Raw genomic sequence first — 17,107 nt, 5'->3', positions numbered from 1 at the left:
AAACCCGCCGTAAGCTCCCATTCCAGAGAGAAAACCGCCGCCGCATATGACACTTGCAATCATTCTTCCATTCATTGTCGCATTACCCTTCGTTGGCGCGCTCCTGACGGCTTTCATGCCGCGCGAGGGTGCGGCCGCCGGTCCCGCCTCCGTTGCCGGCGCGGTCGCCCTTTTTGGCCTCGTCAGCAGCATTTTTCTTTATACGAGCGTCAGCGGCGGCGCTGTTCTTAAATATGATGTGGAATGGCTGCCCCAGCTCGGCCTGAACTTTACCCTGCGGCTGGACGGATTTGCCTGGATATTCGCGATCCTCATTACCGGCATCGGCCTGCTGGTGGTGCTTTACGCCCGTTATTACATGTCGGCGGAAGATCCGATCCCCCGTTTCTTCGCCTTCCTGCTCGCCTTCATGGGCTCGATGCTCGGCGTGGTGCTCTCCGGCAACGTCATCCTGCTGTCGATCTTCTGGGAAATGACGAGCATCTTCTCGTTCCTGCTGATCGGCTACTGGCACCAGAATGCCGGCGCGCGCGACGGCGCCCGCATGGCGCTGACGGTGACCGGCATCGGCGGCTTCAGCCTTTTGGCTGGACTGCTGATCCTCGGCCATATGGCCGGAAGCTATGACCTCGACAGGATCATCGAGGCCGGCGCCACCATCCGTGCCCATTCGCTTTATGTGCCAGCGCTCATCCTCATTCTCGGCGGCGCACTGACCAAGAGCGCGCAGTTTCCGTTCCATTTCTGGCTGCCCAACGCCATGGCGGCGCCCACACCCGTTTCCGCCTATCTGCATTCCGCCACCATGGTGAAGGCCGGGGTGTTTCTGCTGGTGCGGTTCTGGCCGGTGCTGGCGGGAACACAGGAATGGTTCTGGCTGGTGGGCGCGGCCGGCATCATTACCCTGCTGCTCGGCGCCTATTTCGCCATGTTCCAACAGGATCTGAAGGGGCTGCTCGCCTATTCGACCATCAGCCATCTCGGCCTCATCACCACGCTCCTGAGCCTCGGCAGCCCGCTGGCCGCTGTGGCCGCCATCTTCCACATGGTCAACCACGCCACTTTCAAGGCCTCGCTTTTCATGGCGGCGGGTATCATCGACCATGAGACCGGCACGCGCGACATGCGGCGCTTAAGCGGGCTTTATACCTATATGCCCGCGACCGCGACGCTCGCCATGGCGGCGAGCGCGGCAATGGCCGGGGTGCCGCTGTTCAACGGCTTCCTCTCCAAGGAAATGTTCTTCGCCGAGGCTGTCGAAACCCATGCCGACTCGCTGCTCGACCGGGCTCTGCCCTATGTCGCGACGCTGTCGGGCGCATTTGCCGTCGCCTATTCGCTGCGCTTCATCCACACGGTCTTCTTCGGGCCCAAGCCCGTCGATCTGCCAAACCCCAATCCGCACGAACCGCCGCGCTGGATGCGTTTTCCGATCGAGTTCCTCGTTTTCGCCTGCCTGATCGTCGGCATCGTTCCGAGCCTGTCGATCGGCCCGTTCCTGCATTCGGCCGTGCTGTCCGTGCTCGGCGCGCAAACACCCGTCTACAGCCTGTCGATCTGGCACGGCTTCAATCTGCCGCTGATCATGAGTATCGCGGCGTTGATCGGTGGGGTTACGATCTATGTCCTGCTCGGCGGTTATTTCTCGCGCTGCGATGACGGTCCGCCGGTCTTCCGGCATCTGCGGGGCCAGCGCATCTTCGAGCGCATTCTCGTCACCGTGTCCTGGAAATGGGCGCGGTGGCTGGAAAGCACGCTCGGCACGCGGCGTCTGCAGCCGCAGCTGAGACTTCTCATCCTCGTGGCGCTTCTTGCCGGTTTCTCGCCTCTCTTCCTTTCGGAATTTTCCCTCTCGCTGCCGCGCGTGACGACCTTCGATCCGATCTTCGCCATCCTGTGGCTGATCGGCATGATTGCGGCCATGGGCGCCGCATGGCAGGCGAAATATCACCGCCTTGCCGCCCTCGTCATGCTGGGTGTCTCGGGCCTCGTCACCTGCCTCACCTTCGTCTGGCTTTCCGCGCCGGATCTCGCCATCACCCAGCTCCTGGTGGAAATCGTCACTACGGTTCTCATCCTGCTCGGCCTCCGCTGGCTGCCGAAACGTTTCGAAAAGGTCGACAGCAGCGACGAATTGCCGGCGCAGCTTCGTCGTGCCCGGGACTTCCTGCTGGCCGCAGCCAGCGGTATCGGCATGTCCGTCATCGCCTATGCCGTGATGACCCTGCCGGTTCCGAATGCCATTGCGACCTACTTCCTGGAGCGCGCCTATACCGAAGGCGGCGGCACCAATGTCGTCAACGTCATCCTTGTCGACTTCCGTGGCTTCGATACCTTCGGGGAAATCGCGGTGCTGGCCATCGTGGCGCTCACCGTCTTCGCGCTGCTTCGCCGTTTCCGCCCCGCGCATGAAAGCATCGGGCTGCCGGAACAGCAGCAGATGCAGAACGCCTTCGATGCCGAACGGCCGGACCGCAGCAATGGCGATACGGTGCGCGACTATCTCTACGTGCCGTCCATCGTCATGCAGTGGATGTTCCCGGTCATCATCACCTTCTCGATCTTCCTGTTCATGCGCGGCCACGATATGCCCGGCGGCGGCTTTGCGGCCGGCATCACCATGGCCATCGGCTTCCTGCTGCAATATCTCGCCGGCGGTGCGCGCTGGGCGGAAGACCGCATCCGCATCCTGCCGCTGCGCTGGATGGGCTTCGGCCTGTTGATGGCGGCGGCGACGGGTATCGGCTCGTGGTATTTCGGCTACCCGTTCCTGACCTCCTATTTCCAGTATACGGAGATACCCTATATCGGCAAAATGCCGACCGCATCCGCCCTGCTGTTCGATCTCGGCGTCTTCTCGCTGGTCGTCGGCTCCACCGTTCTTATCCTGATAGCACTGGCACACCAATCGTTGCGTAACTACCGCGTTCGCACGCCTGACGCCGCAAAAGCGGAGGACGTGTAATGGAACTCATTCTTGCCATCGGCATCGGCATCATGACCGGCTCCGGCGTCTGGCTGGTGCTGCGCCCGCGCACCTATCAGGTCATCGTCGGGCTCTCATTGCTGTCCTATGCCGTCAATCTCTTCATCTTCGGCGTCGGCGGCATCAAGACCAATGCGCCGCCGGTGCTGGTGAACGGCGTCGACAGCTCCACGCTGGCCGACCCCGTGCCGCAGGCACTGGTGCTGACGGCCATCGTCATCGGTTTTGCCACCACCGCATTGTTCCTCGTCGTGTTGCTTGCCGCCCGCGGCCTGACCGGCACCGACCATGTGGACGGGAGGGAGACGAAATGATGTCGTTCCCCTTCCATATCGTCATCGCCCCCATTCTGCTGCCGCTGATCACCGCAGCGCTTCTCCTGTTCTTCGATGAGCGTCAGCGCGTGGCGAAGGCGGCCATCAGCCTTGCCTCCACCGTGCTGTTGCTCATCGTCGCCATTCTGCTGTTCCGCGAGGTGAATTCGACGGTCAATACCGAGATCGCGGCCGTCGTTTCGAGCGGCGTCTACCTGCTCGGCAACTGGCCGGCGCCGTTCGGCATCGTGCTCGTGGCCGACCGTCTTTCCGGACTGATGGTGCTTTTGACGGCGCTGCTTGCCATTCCCTCGCTGATCTATTCGATGGCGAAGTGGCACAGGTCGGGCGCGCATTTCCATTCGCTGTTTCAGATGATGCTGATGGGTGTCAATGGCGCCTTTCTGACCGGTGATCTGTTCAATCTCTTCGTGTTCTTCGAAGTGATGCTGGCTGCCTCCTATGGCCTGCTGCTGCATGGCTCCGGCCAGCAGCGTGTGAAGGCCGGGCTGCATTATATCGCCATCAACCTCGTTGCCGCCCTGTTCTTCCTGATCGGCGTCAGCCTCATCTATGGCGTCACCGGCACGCTCAACATGGGCGACCTTGCCCACCGCATCGAAGGGCTGAACCCGGACCAGCGTATGCTGCTGGAAACCGGTGCTGCGGTTCTGGGCGTCGCGTTTCTGGTGAAGGCTGGCATGTGGCCGCTGAATTTCTGGCTGCCGTCCGCCTATGGCGCAGCGTCTGCGCCGGTTGGCGGCCTGTTCGCCATCATGAGCAAGGTCGGCATTTATGTCATCGCCCGCCTGTCTTTCCTGCTTTTCGGACAGACAGCAGGCGAATCCGCCGGTTTCGGCCATGACGCCCTGCTGGTTGGCGGCATCGCCACCATCATCTTCGGGGCCATCGGCGTTCTGGCGTCACAGGCGCTCGGGCGGCTGGCCGGGTTTTCGGTTCTCGTCTCATCGGGAACGTTGCTTGCCGCCATGGGTACCGGCAATCCGACGGTGGCGGCCGGCGCGCTCTATTACATGGTCAGCTCCACCCTCACCATCAGCGCCTTCTTCATGCTGATCGAGCTGGTGGAACGCGGACAGGATGCCGGTGCGAACGTTCTCGCCGTGACCATGGAGGCCTATGGCGAGGGCGAGGAAGAAGACGACGAAGAGGAAGTCGGCGTGACCATGCCCGCCACCATGGCGGTGCTCGGTGCCTGTTTTGCGGCCTGCGGCATTCTCCTTGCCGGCCTGCCGCCGCTTTCGGGTTTCATCGCCAAATTCTCGATGCTGACGGCCATTCTCAATCCTTCCGGGCTTGGCGCCAATGACAGCGTATCCACGCTTTCCTGGTGGCTGGTTTTCCTGATCGTCTTTGCCGGTTTCGCTTCGCTGATCTCGATGACACGCGCCGGCATCCGCACCTTCTGGGCCTCCATCGAAGGTACGGTGCCGCGCGTGCTCGTCATCGAAATCGCCCCCGTCATGCTGCTGCTCGGCCTGACGCTCGCCATGACCGTGCAGGCGGGACCGGTGATGCGTTACATGCAGGAAACGGCGCGTATTCTCGATCTGCCCGCGAGCTATATTCAGGGTGTCATTTCCGCGCCGCGAGCGGGCAGCAATCCGGAGGCAGAGCCATGATAAGCCGTCTCCTCCCCTACCCGCTGCTGACGATCTCGCTGATCTTCTTCTGGATGACGATCAACAGCTTTTCGCCGGGGCACCTGCTGCTCGGCACCTGTGTCGCCCTCATCGCCTCCTGGGCGATGGCGTCGCTGAGGCCGGCCAAGCCGCGCATCCGCAACTGGCACAGGCTGGTGCAACTGATCTTCATCGTGCTCTACGATATCATCAGGTCCAATCTCTCGGTCGTGAAGATCATCCTGTTCCAGCGTGAAAGGGACCGCAAATCCGGCTTCCTGGCCGTGCCGCTCGAGATTCGCGACCCCATGGCGCTGGCCGTTCTGGCAACGATCCTCACCTCGACACCGGGCAGCGCATGGCTCGAATATAATTCCAGCCAGGGCACGCTGCTGCTTCACGTTCTCGACGATGTGGATGAGGCGGCATGGATAAGCCTCATCAAGAACCGATATGAAAAACTGCTGATGGAGATATTCGAATGAGTTCGATTATCCTTTTCTGGTCCTTTTCGCTGGCGCAGTTGATGCTCGCCATCGCCATGATAATCTCGGTCTACCGCATCGCCATCGGCCCGCGTGCGCAGGACCGCGTGCTGGGCATGGATACGCTTTATGTCAATGCCATGCTGCTTCTGCTGACCTTCGGACTGCGCACCGGCAACGACATCTATTTCGAAGCGTCGCTGCTCATCGCCATCCTCGGCTTCGTCTCCACCGTGGCCCTTTCCAAGTTCCTGATGCGCGGCGAGGTGATCGAATGATCGAGGCGCACGAATTCCCCCTCTGGGCCGCCATCCTAGTGGCCTTCTTCGTGCTCTTGGGCGCCTCGCTGACGCTGATCGGCACGATCGGCTTTGCCAGGCTGAACAGCTTCTATGAGCGCCTGCACGCGCCGACGCTGGGCACCAGCTGGGGCACCGGCGGCATCGTCATGGCCTCGATCATCTATTTCTCCGTCTCCGGCGACCGCTTCGCCTTCCACGAAATCTTCATCGGCATCTTCATGACGGTGACCACGCCGGTTTCCCTGATGCTGCTGGGGCGCGCGGCGCTTTATCGGGACCGGGCGGAGCAGAATACGGATAATCGGGAGCATTTGTGATCGCTCTGATCAGGGCCGTTTCAAAGCCAGAACCTTGCGGAAAGTGAGGGAAATCCTTCTGCTTCGGGCGGTCTTTACCCCGTTAACAATATCGGATTTGCGAGCCGGGATTTCATGGCTCCAATCGTAGCGGCCGGAGCCACTGAGCAGAACACCTGAACGAGGGTGAAGCACAACGCCGCATGTGTTCGGTCCGTGCAAATCGCGGAAAATCATCTCGCATGCGGATAAAAGGCTTATCGATACGATCGTATCATCAAAACAGGGGACACAGTCCACATGCGCGCTGATGCCCTGCCCCGGAAGATACTCGTTCGCAATCACTTGATCCGGCAAGTTCCGGCAGTAGCCATCCTCCACCAATCGTTCGGCGAACAGGCGAAGCCAGGGCGGCAAAGGCCCTAGATAGGCATCTGGCGTAACAGCGCGCGCTTTATAGTCATACCGATAGCCGAAATGCTGCACACGACGCTTCAGCTCCGTGCTCCACTCGCCGGCATCCAATCTGTCCGTGACGGCGACTTCCTCATCTGGAGAGAGGAAGCCGTCAAAATAAATGATGTCGGGCGGTAGGACAAATGGGCCTGCGAATTCGTCCATGTGCAGGCTGCTCTCCAACTGCTTGAAGCAAACAGGGGCTAGCTGCATAGCTATATCATTTATATCAAGAGTACGTGACAACGAGGCCTGCGATCAAAGCTTGGTCGCACCTCGTACACGGGCAAGCCGACACAATCATTCATAAAACGATGAAGTTGAGAAAATGGTGCCCGGAGGCGGATTTGAACCACCGACACGCGGATTTTCAATCCCCGCGTGAAAAGCCGAAAACAAAAGCTTACCGGAAAAAAACTGTCAAACCCGGCATCGAAAGTCAAGCACTTAGCGAGGATTTGTCAAACCTTCAGGAGGACCCAGAGAACGATAAAGCGCCGCTTTTTCCTTCCAAACCTTCGGTGGACACGCTGGACATGTTCACTGAAGCTGGCGTTTCTGACGCTACGCGTGGGGTCCGGGGGAATACAGATCGACCACCTGTATCAGGTGGTGCTTCGGCTCAAGAGACAGGCGCCGAGACGGGTGGGCCATTCCCTGCAAAATTCGACGCTGACAGCTTCAAGATCGATCTCGTCCGGCTAGCGCTAGACATCCATGGGCAAAAGGTCGCTCAAGCGCTTTGGCACGAAATGGGCTTGCCTATGCCCACGCCACCGCCCCCCAGCACACTGGCGACTTCCGAAGCGACCGAGATGGTCTCTGTGTTCCTCAAAGAATGCACTATCCCAGACCCTCGGTGGCGAATGTCGGCAACGGAGCTTCATAGGCGCTACGAGCGCTGGATGGTCGGTCGAGACGGCACGCAATTAGGTCTGCACGCGTTCGGGAAGGCTGCGATCAGGTGTGGCGCGAAGCGGCGACGAAGCAACGGCTCAATCTACATCGGCATTCGGCTTTGCGATGAAGGCGGGTCTAATGGTTGAAACCCGGACCCTTTGCTTGTACGACCATGCAAGATGGCGTGTTTCTGTCTTTCGCTATGTGGCGAGTTACAGGGGTTTTTGGACGGCTAGGACAGCAATCTTTACGGCACGGACACGAAGCAGGTTTGGCCCCAATCAAAAATCGACATATTTTCCAGCGACTTATTTACCTTGGACAGGAAGGACAGCAATTTCCGGGTTTTTCATGATGTGCGTATGTGCACATGTGATAACTCCGAAATCAGTTAGCTACATCTTTTCTTTCTCGCGTCATATAAAACCCGGAAATTGCTGTCCTTCCTGTCCATCTATTGATTTCATTAAAGAATATAGCTCTATTGCTGTCCTTCTTCATGTCCATTCAATTCTAATCTCTGTCCTATCTGTCCAAAACAGGCTGAAAAGCACTGTTCTCTTGGTGAAGGTTGCTTTTCCAACGGTGTTGGAAACAAAAAATTCAAGAGGAAGGGTGTCAGTAGTATGGACACCCTTTAGTTTGGCTGAGGATAAGGGATCGCCCGGTGAACCCACCCCCCTGGGTCTAGGGACCGTACCTGTTTCTTTCTCAGTGCGGGCCGGGACGACCCCGCAAAGCCGGCAGTCAAACAGCCCCAAAATTTGGGTTAACGCAGTTAACGAGGTTAACGGTGAGGTTAACGCCCATGGTTGACGTCAACGCATGGGCTGAAGAAGAGAACGCCGAGTGCGTTTCTGTAGTCGATCAGGTTGCGGCGCTACGGGCAGTTTTCGAATTCCTCGAACATGGAACACCGATCCCACCGGATGCGAAGTCTCGGGTTTGCCCTGGTCTCAAGGTTTATCTTTCCGATCTGGAGCGGGGCCGCGCTGCCTCGCTGGATTTCGCACTGGGCCTCAAGAGCCATGGCGGCGTGACGGCTCACAAGGCGGTCTTAAAAGCCGAACGAGACACCCTGTTGCAATCGCTGGCCCGGAACCATTGGCCGGGCCAGCCGGTCGCAACAGTCAGCCGGCAGATGTACGCGGAGTTTTGCCGGTACGAAAAAACCCGCTGGCAGCGTGAGCGCCAACGTCAGCAGGCTCCATCGTCAGAACCGCATCGCACGTTCTGGCAGTTGCTCCAGATGCGCTCCCGTGTTCCCGGCCCGGACCATCTTCGCAAAATTCTCGCCGTGGTTTTTCAAGACCCCATTTGAAAAACCACGACTCGGCGGGATGATCGCTCCATCACAGGAGTTTTCGATGCAGCAACCGACAATCGATCCGGGCCGACTGGATGCCCTTCAGACGATCAGCCATCGCGAGAAATCCGCGATGCAGGCGGCGCAGGATGAGGTTAGCGCCAAGATGGACCGGGCCGCCACGCTGCGCCGGGACATCCAGAACATCCAGCGTCAGATTGACCGCGCGCCCGGCGAAAACCTCTCGAAACGTCTGGCGGCCCTCAAGGTCGAACAGAAGCGCCTCGATAAAAAAATCGAGGAAGCGAACTATCAGGCCGAAATCGCCCGTGAGCGTTACGTGTGTGCTTCCCGGCTCGCGAAAAACTGCGCCGACTTCGTTTCTAACCAGCAGGAGGCATCGCGTTGACCGCTGACGCCAAGAAATCCGTTTCCAAGTCCAAGCGCGCCAGCGCTGACCTGTTCGAAGGTCTGGAAGATATCCGCTTCAAGGTCGTTCTCGCACGGGCCGCCATCGGGGAGCTTGAGCGTGCGCCGGTAGCGCTGTCCATCGCGAGTGATCGTGTGGATACCTGGCTTTCCGATCTGCACAAGGAAGAAACCCTGAAGCTTTTTGTTCGGCGCTTCGTGTTCCCGTCTTACCGCGCTCCGCAGCCTGCCGAGGCGCTGGATTTCATCATGGGCATCCTGTCGCAGATGGTGCGCGGCGAAATGCTGAAGCTGCTCACGGCCAACTATGGCGATATCGATGGCCTGACTGACGCCGACCGCAAAAGCCAGATCGAGGCGAAGACAGCGGAAGTGCTGGCTTTGGAACTGTCGGAAGAGGCGATTATCCGTCATCTCGAAGATTTGGGCCTCGATATTCTCCGCCGTTTTGACGCGGATCCTCTCGCGGTTCTCGCCAGCAAGGAGAGCCTCGAATGAGCGCGTTCGTTTCCAATGGCAAGCTGTACCTCAATGGCATGGTGGGTGACTACACCTGGTTCACCAATGATTGTTTCACCTTTGAAGACGTGATGACCGCTCTCGATCAGACGGACCGGAGCAAGAAGCTCACGGTGCACATCAACTCGGCCGGCGGCGATGCGATTGAAGGCGCTGCGATCTATTCGACGCTGGCCGCCCTTCAGAACGGCGTCGATGTTGTCATCGAGGGGATTGCTGCCTCTGCCGGATCCCTGATCGCCATGGCCGGAAAAACCGTGACCATGATGACATCATCGGTGATGATGATCCACGATGTCAGCCAGTTCACCGATGGCAATTCCGACGATCACAAGCGCGCCCTGTCTGGGCTAGAGGCGACATCCAACGTTTACGCCGGCGTCTATGCCGCCAAGTCGAAAAAATCTGTCACGGCCTGCCGCAACCTGATGAAGGCGGAAACGTGGTTCGAACCGGATCAGGCCGTGGCGGCAGGATTTGCCGACAAGGTTTCCGGCCCCGGAGCGCGTGGCCTGATGGTTGCCGCTTTCGATTATTCCCTGTTTCAGCATGCGCCAAAAAAGCTTGTCGACCTAGCCGCGGCGAAAAACTGGAAAGCCGAGACTAAATCCCCTGTCCCACCGAAGGAAAAGACGATGTCGAACACACCCGCCGCGACGGCACGGGCCGAAGCCGCTGCGCGTATCAAGGCCATCATGATGCATGCGGAGGCTAAAGGCCGCACCGCCCTTGCCGAACACCTCGCCTACGAAACCGACATGGAGCCAGAAGAAGCGGCGAAAATGCTGGCGCTGGCCGGCAAGGAAACGCCGGAAAAGACGATGACTTACGAGGAGCGTCGCCTCGCTGCTATGGGCTTGACCGAACACGACCGCCGCCGCGCCGCCGCGCTGCCGCCGGGCTATACTTCCGCTATTTCTGGACTTGCGAGACCGGATTATGTCGTCGGTGGCGACCCGAAAGCCAGTGGCCTTGTCGCCAACATGAAACGCCGTAACGGCATCAAGTAAGGATCGGCCGCCATGGAACATTACAGCATCAAAACCGACAGCGATGTCGTCAAGGACGAAGGCAAGAACCGCTTTTCCCGCGACACCGACACACTGGCGTCCGGCTCCGGCAAGGTCATTCCCGGCGCTGTCCTCGGGCAGGTGACGGCATCTGGCAAGTTCAAGCCGCTTGCACCTGGCGCCAGCGACGGCACCCAGACCGCCGCCGCCGTCATCCTGCAGTATGCCGACGCGACGACTGCCGATCAGACTGTTGTCAACCTCAAGCGCCGCGCCCAGGTCGTTCTGCAGGCTCTCGTCTGGCCGGCCGGCGTCACCGACACCCAGAAATCCACCGCCATCGCGCAGCTTAAGGCGCTTGGCATCGTCCCCCGCATGGGAGTGTAACCGCACATGTCCACCGTACTCGATTTTCTCAACGCTCCCGAATTTGCAGATGACAATCTGACGGAGGCCATCAACGTCGCGCCCTACACCACGGGCCGCGCCGCCCAGCTGGGTATCTTCACCGATACGCCGATCCATACCACCTATGTTCGCCTCGGTATCGAGGAAGACGAACTGACCGTGATCCCGGCCCGCGAGCGCGGCGGTGAGAGCAATCTCAACATGCGTAACGACCGCAACGGCGTCCAGTTCAACATTCCGCATTTCCCGCTCGATGACGCCATCACGCCTTCCGATATCCAAAACCTGACGGTCTGGGACGGCCACGTAATGGCATCGCTGGAAGACGTCTATAACGACCGTCTGACGGCGATGCGCGGCAAGCACGATCTCACCCACAGCTATCTCGACTGGGGCGCGTTGAACGGCGTCGTCATGGACGGTGAAGGCAAGGTTCTGCTGAACCTCTATGACAAATTCGACCTGACGGAAAACGTCGTGGATTTCAACCTCGATGATGTCAACACTGCCGTTTCCGATAAGAACCGCGAGGCCAAGGGCATCATCCGCAAGGAATTGCGCGGCACGGCATCCACCGGCGTCATTGCCCTTGCCGGCAAAAACTTCTTCGACAACTATGTGAAGCATCCGAACGTCCTTTCGGAGTTGCGGGCCTATCCTGGCGCGACGCCCAATCCCGGCCGCGATGACATTCAGGACCGCTTCAGCTTCGCCGGCATCACGCTTGAGCGTATCGACGAGGAATACAAGGTCCGGCAGGCGAACGGCACGCTGATAAGCAAGAAGGCCGTTCCCGACGACGAAGCCATCCTGTTGCCGCTCGGTACGCCTTACTTCAAGCGCTACGTGGCCCCGCCTGATACGCTGAGCGGCGCGAACCGCAAGCCCGCTCCGGATGCCAAGATTTTCGTGTCGACGGACGATCTGCCGCATGACAAGGGCCGGGAAATCCACACCGAATCGAACGTGCTTCCGATCTGCGTTCGCCCGCCGCTTCTCGTCCGTTTGCGTCTCACCTGACCGGGTTCTCCTGCCCGGTCTCGTGTGGGGGTGGCCGCTGGTTTGCTGGCTGCCTGGTAGGCCACCCCCTCCATCAAGGGACCGTACCGCTTTCTTTCCCAGTGCGGGCCGGGACGACCCGGAAATATCTCCAGTGTGAGGCTAAAACTGAAGCCTAAAGCCTAAACTAAAGGACTAAAACTGAGAGAAATAATTCCTAATCCGGGTGCTTCCGTTGCCGTCGAAATTCGCCATGTAAAGAAGGAAATATCTAAATGAAATACCACCCACCTTATGGGTCGATAGATCCGAATGCGTCTTACGTCGACAAAGACGTTCCCGGCGCGGTGCGAGGATCTGCGATCCCCGCCAAAGCGGTCGAGGTTCCACAGCGCGAAATCGTCAATGTCATCAGCAAGACAGGAAAAGAGCCGTCTGACGGAAATCAACTCGCCTCTGCTATTCAGTCGGGGAAGTTGAATTTCAGCGCGATTGCTGGAACAGCTAACGCGCTGACGATGATCCTTCCTGAAGCTCCTGCGTCGTGGAATGACCTGGTTGGAACGCCACTTCGCGGCATCATCGCCACGACGAACACCGGAGCCTGCACGCTGAATGTCAACGGCCTCGGTGCGAAGTCGATCAAGATCGACAACGGCAGTGATCCGATTGCCGGCGACCTGAAATCGGGTTCCGTGGCCGTGTTCGTCTATGACGGCACGAACGTCCAGATCACGTTCTCGTCTTCAATGCTGCAAGCTCGATTGAACAAGGGTAGCACGATCGTCGCATTCTCTGCGACGGGTGTGTCGTCCTGGACGCCTCCAGCCAACGTTCGCTCGGTTTTTGCCCGCGTATGGGGCGCAGGCGGTGGCGGTGGCGGCAACCAAAGTAACGGCGCGGGCGGCGGCGGTGGCGGCGGTGGATATGCAGAGGGTCATGTTGCTGTTACACCCGGCACTCCAGTGAATGTTACGGTCGGAGCTGGTGGAACGGGTGGAGCAGGCAACACGACTTATGGAGATGGCGCCGCCGGCGGCACATCCTCTTTCGGTTCTGCTGTTTCCGCAACAGGCGGTGGCGGCGGAAAAGGTGCCCCCAACAATAGCCAAGGAGTGAGTGGCGGCGGCGGGAACGGCGTGGGTGGCCATATTCAAACAGCAGGTGGCCAAGGATCATCCGGAACGTTCATTGGCACATACGGTATTGGCGGAGTTGGCGGCTCTGGAGCTTCAGGCGGTGGCCCCGGCGGCGGTTCATCTACCGGCTTTCCGGCACCTGGGCAAACGCCAGGTGGCGGTGGTGCCGGCGCTGGATCGAATTATGGAGGCGCAGTCGGCGCACCCGGTCTTGTGATCATCGAATATTTCGCGGGATGAGGATAGCCAAATGGCAAATCGGAAAGTTCGGGCAGAGCTTGAGATTGATGGCAAGGATAACACCAGCCCTCTACCTCTCTATGACCTTGGCGATTATCAGATATATTATTCGCATCAAATCTGGGAAAGTGGTGACGACCCCATAGATATAGACAAGAAGAACGGGAATGCCCACGGTAACTAATATACTATTGAATAGGGAACATAGTATCCTGGCGATGGTTTTAGTGCGCCTTGGCCGATATTCATTCCCCTGTCTATTCCGGCTTTTAAATAAGTATCTTTTGTAAAATAACGCGTATGTTGATGGCCAGCCCGCCCCGTGAAGCTTTATGCCAGTAAGAAATGCCGAAGCGCCAAAAAATATCGACAGCGCGCAAAAAGCTCCGCTGAGAAAAAATTGTTCTTTCAGGTCGAGTGCGATCCCAGCGATCGATATCTTGTTATCTTGTCCACTTACTACAGTGAGTAGCGCGGCGATAATTGAATACAACAATGCTCGCGCAGCTTCCTTTTCGAACTCTGCCTCTAACGAGGCCGAGAGCGCGGCATTTTTTCTTAGCCTATACAACTTGGTGTGAATTCCGTAAGGGTAAGGTTAACGCGTCGAGTCTACTTTTATCGGCGTCCATTGTTTTGGTAAGGACAAATTTCGCAGCGATGCAACTGTCGGTCATCGTGCTAGAACCTCCACCACCAAATCCTTCAACTTTTCCATGACGAGTTTTTCCGTAATTTCGTCGGCATCGCACTTCCCAACGAAACTGGTTTGTCCACCACGGCTAGGAGTCATCGTGCTACGATGAAGATTGACCTTGTTGTCATGGGAATATGTGTGGAATGAAAAATTTGGGAAGCCGCTACCAAAGTTTCCAAGTCTCTGTCCAGGTGGCGCGAATGTGAATTTTATAGACGCCTCAGCAACAAAGACTGCAGGTTGATCATCTCGAGGATCGATTAGGAACTCGCATCCCTTTGTATCGAGGTATTCACCAAACTTTCGCATAGCGGGGCGTATCACATCGTTTGCGACGCCAATAAACTTAATAATTCTATCGCGTTGTTGTTTTTGTAGCTCAAGGTCTCGCTGTTTTTGCGCCGTCTGCTCGGCCTCATGCCGCGCAAAGATGTCATCGAGTTCAGCAAATCGTTCTGTCATCACGTCATCCTTTTAAGACACTGCGCTAGAACGTGCCCGCTTCAAAGAAGCGGGCACGTATGCTTATGACCAAGTTCGGCTCTCGTCCTTCAGCCATTTCGTAGCCGGAGTTGTTCGACTGCAAGCCCAGTGTTTTCTCAGTTCCATCACAAAAAGCGTGTCGTTTGCGTCAATGTAGCTATTCAGGTGATCCCGAATTGCTGACGCGGATGACGAGCTATCGACGAAATATGCGGAATCTAGCGCTTTGCAATGCGAGTATCGTTTGATCTGGGAGATTAACGACGTATAGTCTTGACCAGGTGTGTTTAGGTCATATGTCACCATGTAGACTGACATACCTTCCTCCCTAGTGAAGATCTTTGAGATCGCGAGCAATTTCCTCGCTTCCGGGGTGACGGTGGCCTTTCAGGACCTCGTTTACCCGACCTTGGTTGACACCGAAGCTTGCGGCAATCGCATGCTGATATTCGCCTTTCCAATGACGAATCCAAACCTGTACGGCATCTTGTTTTGTGAGTTGATACGAGTGTGACTTCATTGTTCCTATCCGTAAAATTTGGATAGGAAAACTTGACAGAAGGGTTTCTGCGCGTACTCTGCGCCTGTTAACGATACCGATCCGCAAGCTTTCCTAGCCTTTGCGTTTCGATACGAGAGGCCGAGGTTTCGCAGACCTCGGCTTTTTCGTACCATCAGTGAACACTGACACTAGGGATAGAAGTCGATTGTTCATTAACAGTCAAGCGGCGCCGCAGTCATGTTGAACCGTTTTTTCGCGGAACAAAACGTGTAACCTACTGTTTTCATTGGGCGCCATTCGAAAAAATCGCTTATGAATCAGCGACTTAAAGATACTACGATAAGGTATTGTTAATACTATATTTAGTGCTCAAGGCTGCGATATCCACAGTGAATAATTCGCGTTTCGTTCTTTTTTGTTGAAGACTTGGCACGCATTTGCATGCCGACTCAGCGATATTCGTTTTTCCACCCGAGGAATCGCAGAATCGGAGAGGAACGTTAGCGTCCCGTCTTTGGGTTTCAGACGCATCCCTGAACTCCGGACTTCGCTGATAACGATTGTTTTGCAATTTTGTGCAATCAGTAATCGCATCCAATTCTAGGGGGTTTGAAATGTCGATACGGAAATTTTGTCTGGTTGCCACATGCATTCTAGCGTCAAGCAGCACGGCGTTTGCCGACTGGTTCACGAAATCGGAAGAAGACGTATTCAGCGGAAAACAAACTGCCACGATGATTGGTGCCAGCGGGCCGGCCGGATCGGTCTACCTTAACTGCGACGCTGATCGGAATGTTAATGTATCGATCATTTTTCCCTTCAAAGAAGATATTGACACATCCCTCAAAGGCCTTCTTGTCATCAAAGTCGACAGCGGCGAGGCGTTGCGGCTCGACGCGGAAGCTTACCAGCACAACGATAAATACGCGGGTTTCAAAGCCAGGTTGGACGACGCCCAGAAGGTCAGCTTGCTGAAATCCATCTCATCTGCAAAAAAGAAGATCCTCGCAGGGCTGTCCGTCGAAAGCATCGATTCGAAACACTCGATTGACATTTCGCCTAGTGGATCGACGAAGGCTGCGACCAGCTTCATGAAGGCCTGCGAGATTTCGTAAGACGCAAGAACCGATCCTGATACGCAAAGGCGGCGGCGGGAGTGTCATTCTCCCGCATTTTATGTTTTTCACCCTGGGTTGATCAGCACCCGATACCGGACGAACCTTTCCGCCAGAGATCAGCAAGTCAGGTGGCTGCGGCGGGTAAACTTATCGATAGAAATGATTTAGGCCTGCCAGCGCTTTCACGCTGGACAGGCCCGCAAGCCCCTTTCGGGAAGTGACTTTGATATAGTCTGTGAACGCAGAAAATTCAAGCCCAATGTGAAACCATGCTGTCGCATGATGTTGCATGCCGTTTTATTCGGCCGGAAAACCCAATGCATGTTTGAGAGCATTTTCGATGCTCTGTAGATCATCTGCCGTGATGCTTTCGGACAGGAATTTCTTGCCAGATGCCACACGATCGAGGCGCGCATGGGAGACGTGCGCCACCATTTCGCAGATCGCCCATACCGGCTTCGTGATGCTAGCGTATCGATCGTCAGGAATAGCAACGTGCGATGGTTGAGGCGTGCGGGGTTCGGTCACTGACAGCGGCACCACAATGCATTTGCCCGGCACGGCCATGCTCGGCCGCTTATTATAGGATTTTGGGGAAAGGACGATGACGCGGCGACGCTTGCGCATCTCGGGCGGTACCGTTGCCATATCGAAATCGCACATGAGGATGCTGCCGCGGGAGGGCGTAAAAGTTATCAATCGAATCTTGCCTGGATTTTCTGCCTACGCAGGATATCAGGGAACAGATCGGGAATAGTCAACTCACTTTCGGATTTCGTTTGAATAGCCCCGAGTTTCGTAGACACCCTCGGGTTAGATTTTCTGCTGCTTCTCGAACTCGACGGGCGACAGCATCCCGTTCCTGACGTGTTTGC

The 17,107-nt window shown here is 57.1% G+C and carries 18 protein-coding genes; 15 read left to right on the top strand and 3 right to left on the bottom strand.

Annotated features, from left to right (window positions below; all coding sequences use genetic code 11):
- The first annotated feature begins 46 nt into the window (after positions 1–46).
- From ACIQUH_RS19880 to mnhG, 6 genes are read left to right on the top strand one after another with little or no spacing between them, the layout of a single operon-like run.
- The gene (locus tag ACIQUH_RS19880) at positions 47–2,965 is read left to right on the top strand and encodes a monovalent cation/H+ antiporter subunit A (protein WP_400818090.1); all 2,919 of its coding nucleotides are present in this window, start codon (positions 47–49) and stop codon (positions 2,963–2,965) included.
- Entirely contained in the window at positions 2,965–3,300 is a 336-nt protein-coding gene (locus tag ACIQUH_RS19875) for a Na+/H+ antiporter subunit C (protein WP_020810384.1), read from the top strand. The genes ACIQUH_RS19880 and ACIQUH_RS19875 overlap by 1 nt, the downstream gene beginning before the upstream one ends.
- Entirely contained in the window at positions 3,297–4,943 is a 1,647-nt protein-coding gene (locus tag ACIQUH_RS19870) for a monovalent cation/H+ antiporter subunit D (protein ID WP_400818087.1), read from the top strand. Before ACIQUH_RS19875 ends, ACIQUH_RS19870 begins: the two co-directional genes overlap by 4 nt.
- Positions 4,940–5,428, top strand: coding sequence for a Na+/H+ antiporter subunit E (locus ACIQUH_RS19865; protein ID WP_400818085.1), 489 nt, complete (start codon positions 4,940–4,942; stop codon positions 5,426–5,428). Before ACIQUH_RS19870 ends, ACIQUH_RS19865 begins: the two co-directional genes overlap by 4 nt.
- Positions 5,425–5,706 (top strand): K+/H+ antiporter subunit F, encoded by a 282-nt coding sequence (locus ACIQUH_RS19860; RefSeq protein ID WP_400818083.1) that lies wholly within the window; start codon positions 5,425–5,427, stop codon positions 5,704–5,706. Before ACIQUH_RS19865 ends, ACIQUH_RS19860 begins: the two co-directional genes overlap by 4 nt.
- Complete coding sequence (mnhG, locus tag ACIQUH_RS19855) at positions 5,703–6,047, top strand: monovalent cation/H(+) antiporter subunit G (protein ID WP_400818081.1); 345 nt, start codon at positions 5,703–5,705, stop codon at positions 6,045–6,047. Before ACIQUH_RS19860 ends, mnhG begins: the two co-directional genes overlap by 4 nt.
- 9 nt (positions 6,048–6,056) lie before the next feature.
- On the opposite strand, the gene ACIQUH_RS19850 is transcribed toward mnhG, so the two are convergent.
- Entirely contained in the window at positions 6,057–6,647 is a 591-nt protein-coding gene (locus tag ACIQUH_RS19850; protein WP_400818079.1) for an alpha-ketoglutarate-dependent dioxygenase AlkB, read from the bottom strand.
- A 182-nt stretch (positions 6,648–6,829) separates the two neighbouring features.
- Here ACIQUH_RS19850 and ACIQUH_RS19845 point away from each other — a divergent pair, with 182 nt between their 5' ends.
- The 8 genes from ACIQUH_RS19845 to ACIQUH_RS19810 all read left to right on the top strand — a co-directional run bounded on the left by ACIQUH_RS19845 (position 6,830) and on the right by ACIQUH_RS19810 (position 13,432).
- Positions 6,830–7,528, top strand: coding sequence for a hypothetical protein (locus ACIQUH_RS19845; protein WP_400818077.1), 699 nt, complete (start codon positions 6,830–6,832; stop codon positions 7,526–7,528).
- A 662-nt stretch (positions 7,529–8,190) separates the two neighbouring features.
- On the top strand, positions 8,191–8,703 hold the full coding sequence (locus ACIQUH_RS19840; protein ID WP_400818076.1) for a hypothetical protein: 513 nt from the start codon (positions 8,191–8,193) through the stop codon (positions 8,701–8,703).
- 46 nt (positions 8,704–8,749) lie between these two features.
- Positions 8,750–9,097, top strand: a complete 348-nt coding sequence (locus tag ACIQUH_RS19835) for a hypothetical protein (protein ID WP_400818074.1) — start codon at positions 8,750–8,752, stop codon at positions 9,095–9,097.
- On the top strand, positions 9,094–9,615 hold the full coding sequence (locus ACIQUH_RS19830; protein WP_400818072.1) for a hypothetical protein: 522 nt from the start codon (positions 9,094–9,096) through the stop codon (positions 9,613–9,615). The genes ACIQUH_RS19835 and ACIQUH_RS19830 overlap by 4 nt, the downstream gene beginning before the upstream one ends.
- A complete protein-coding gene (locus ACIQUH_RS19825) occupies positions 9,612–10,646 on the top strand; it encodes a head maturation protease, ClpP-related (RefSeq protein WP_400818070.1) in 1,035 nt (344 codons plus the stop codon). The genes ACIQUH_RS19830 and ACIQUH_RS19825 overlap by 4 nt, the downstream gene beginning before the upstream one ends.
- 12 nt (positions 10,647–10,658) lie before the next feature.
- Positions 10,659–11,033, top strand: a complete 375-nt coding sequence (locus tag ACIQUH_RS19820; RefSeq protein WP_400818068.1) for a head decoration protein — start codon at positions 10,659–10,661, stop codon at positions 11,031–11,033.
- A 6-nt stretch (positions 11,034–11,039) separates the two neighbouring features.
- Positions 11,040–12,074 carry a major capsid protein gene (locus tag ACIQUH_RS19815; protein WP_400818066.1) on the top strand — a complete coding sequence of 345 codons (1,035 nt, stop codon included), beginning with the start codon at positions 11,040–11,042 and terminating at the stop codon, positions 12,072–12,074.
- Positions 12,075–12,328: 254 nt separating this feature from the next.
- Positions 12,329–13,432 (top strand): hypothetical protein, encoded by a 1,104-nt coding sequence (locus tag ACIQUH_RS19810; protein ID WP_400818064.1) that lies wholly within the window; start codon positions 12,329–12,331, stop codon positions 13,430–13,432.
- Between the two features lie 673 nt (positions 13,433–14,105).
- Here the strand turns inward: ACIQUH_RS19810 and ACIQUH_RS19805 are convergent.
- Positions 14,106–14,591 (bottom strand): hypothetical protein, encoded by a 486-nt coding sequence (locus ACIQUH_RS19805; RefSeq protein ID WP_400818062.1) that lies wholly within the window; start codon positions 14,589–14,591, stop codon positions 14,106–14,108.
- Between the two features lie 1,137 nt (positions 14,592–15,728).
- On the opposite strand from ACIQUH_RS19805, the gene ACIQUH_RS19800 reads away from it, so the two are divergent.
- On the top strand, positions 15,729–16,229 hold the full coding sequence (locus ACIQUH_RS19800; protein WP_400818060.1) for a hypothetical protein: 501 nt from the start codon (positions 15,729–15,731) through the stop codon (positions 16,227–16,229).
- Positions 16,230–16,529: 300 nt separating this feature from the next.
- Here the strand turns inward: ACIQUH_RS19800 and ACIQUH_RS19795 are convergent, their stop codons facing one another.
- On the bottom strand, positions 16,530–16,931 hold the full coding sequence (locus ACIQUH_RS19795) for a type II toxin-antitoxin system PemK/MazF family toxin (protein ID WP_400818058.1): 402 nt from the start codon (positions 16,929–16,931) through the stop codon (positions 16,530–16,532).
- Between the last annotated feature and the right edge of the window lie 176 nt (positions 16,932–17,107).

It is taken from the genome of Agrobacterium sp. NPDC090283 (genome assembly GCF_044769685.1).
Classification (GTDB): Bacteria; Pseudomonadota; Alphaproteobacteria; order Rhizobiales; family Rhizobiaceae; genus Agrobacterium.
The sequence above is the reverse complement of the archived record's forward strand: the minus strand, read 5'-3'. Positions and strand labels throughout refer to the sequence as shown.

Coding starts and splice junctions, on each gene's coding strand:
- ACIQUH_RS19860 (WP_400818083.1), top strand. CDS start 5,425: ATGAGTTCGATTATCCTTTTCTGGTCCTTTTCGCTGGCGCAGTTGATG.
- ACIQUH_RS19825 (WP_400818070.1), top strand. CDS start 9,612: ATGAGCGCGTTCGTTTCCAATGGCAAGCTGTACCTCAATGGCATGGTG.
- ACIQUH_RS19865 (WP_400818085.1), top strand. CDS start 4,940: ATGATAAGCCGTCTCCTCCCCTACCCGCTGCTGACGATCTCGCTGATC.
- ACIQUH_RS19820 (WP_400818068.1), top strand. CDS start 10,659: ATGGAACATTACAGCATCAAAACCGACAGCGATGTCGTCAAGGACGAA.
- ACIQUH_RS19850 (WP_400818079.1), bottom strand. CDS start 6,647: ATGGACGAATTCGCAGGCCCATTTGTCCTACCGCCCGACATCATTTAT.
- ACIQUH_RS19840 (WP_400818076.1), top strand. CDS start 8,191: ATGGTTGACGTCAACGCATGGGCTGAAGAAGAGAACGCCGAGTGCGTT.
- ACIQUH_RS19875 (WP_020810384.1), top strand. CDS start 2,965: ATGGAACTCATTCTTGCCATCGGCATCGGCATCATGACCGGCTCCGGC.
- ACIQUH_RS19835 (WP_400818074.1), top strand. CDS start 8,750: ATGCAGCAACCGACAATCGATCCGGGCCGACTGGATGCCCTTCAGACG.
- ACIQUH_RS19805 (WP_400818062.1), bottom strand. CDS start 14,591: ATGACAGAACGATTTGCTGAACTCGATGACATCTTTGCGCGGCATGAG.
- ACIQUH_RS19815 (WP_400818066.1), top strand. CDS start 11,040: ATGTCCACCGTACTCGATTTTCTCAACGCTCCCGAATTTGCAGATGAC.
- ACIQUH_RS19800 (WP_400818060.1), top strand. CDS start 15,729: ATGTCGATACGGAAATTTTGTCTGGTTGCCACATGCATTCTAGCGTCA.
- mnhG (WP_400818081.1), top strand. CDS start 5,703: ATGATCGAGGCGCACGAATTCCCCCTCTGGGCCGCCATCCTAGTGGCC.
- ACIQUH_RS19810 (WP_400818064.1), top strand. CDS start 12,329: ATGAAATACCACCCACCTTATGGGTCGATAGATCCGAATGCGTCTTAC.
- ACIQUH_RS19880 (WP_400818090.1), top strand. CDS start 47: ATGACACTTGCAATCATTCTTCCATTCATTGTCGCATTACCCTTCGTT.
- ACIQUH_RS19870 (WP_400818087.1), top strand. CDS start 3,297: ATGATGTCGTTCCCCTTCCATATCGTCATCGCCCCCATTCTGCTGCCG.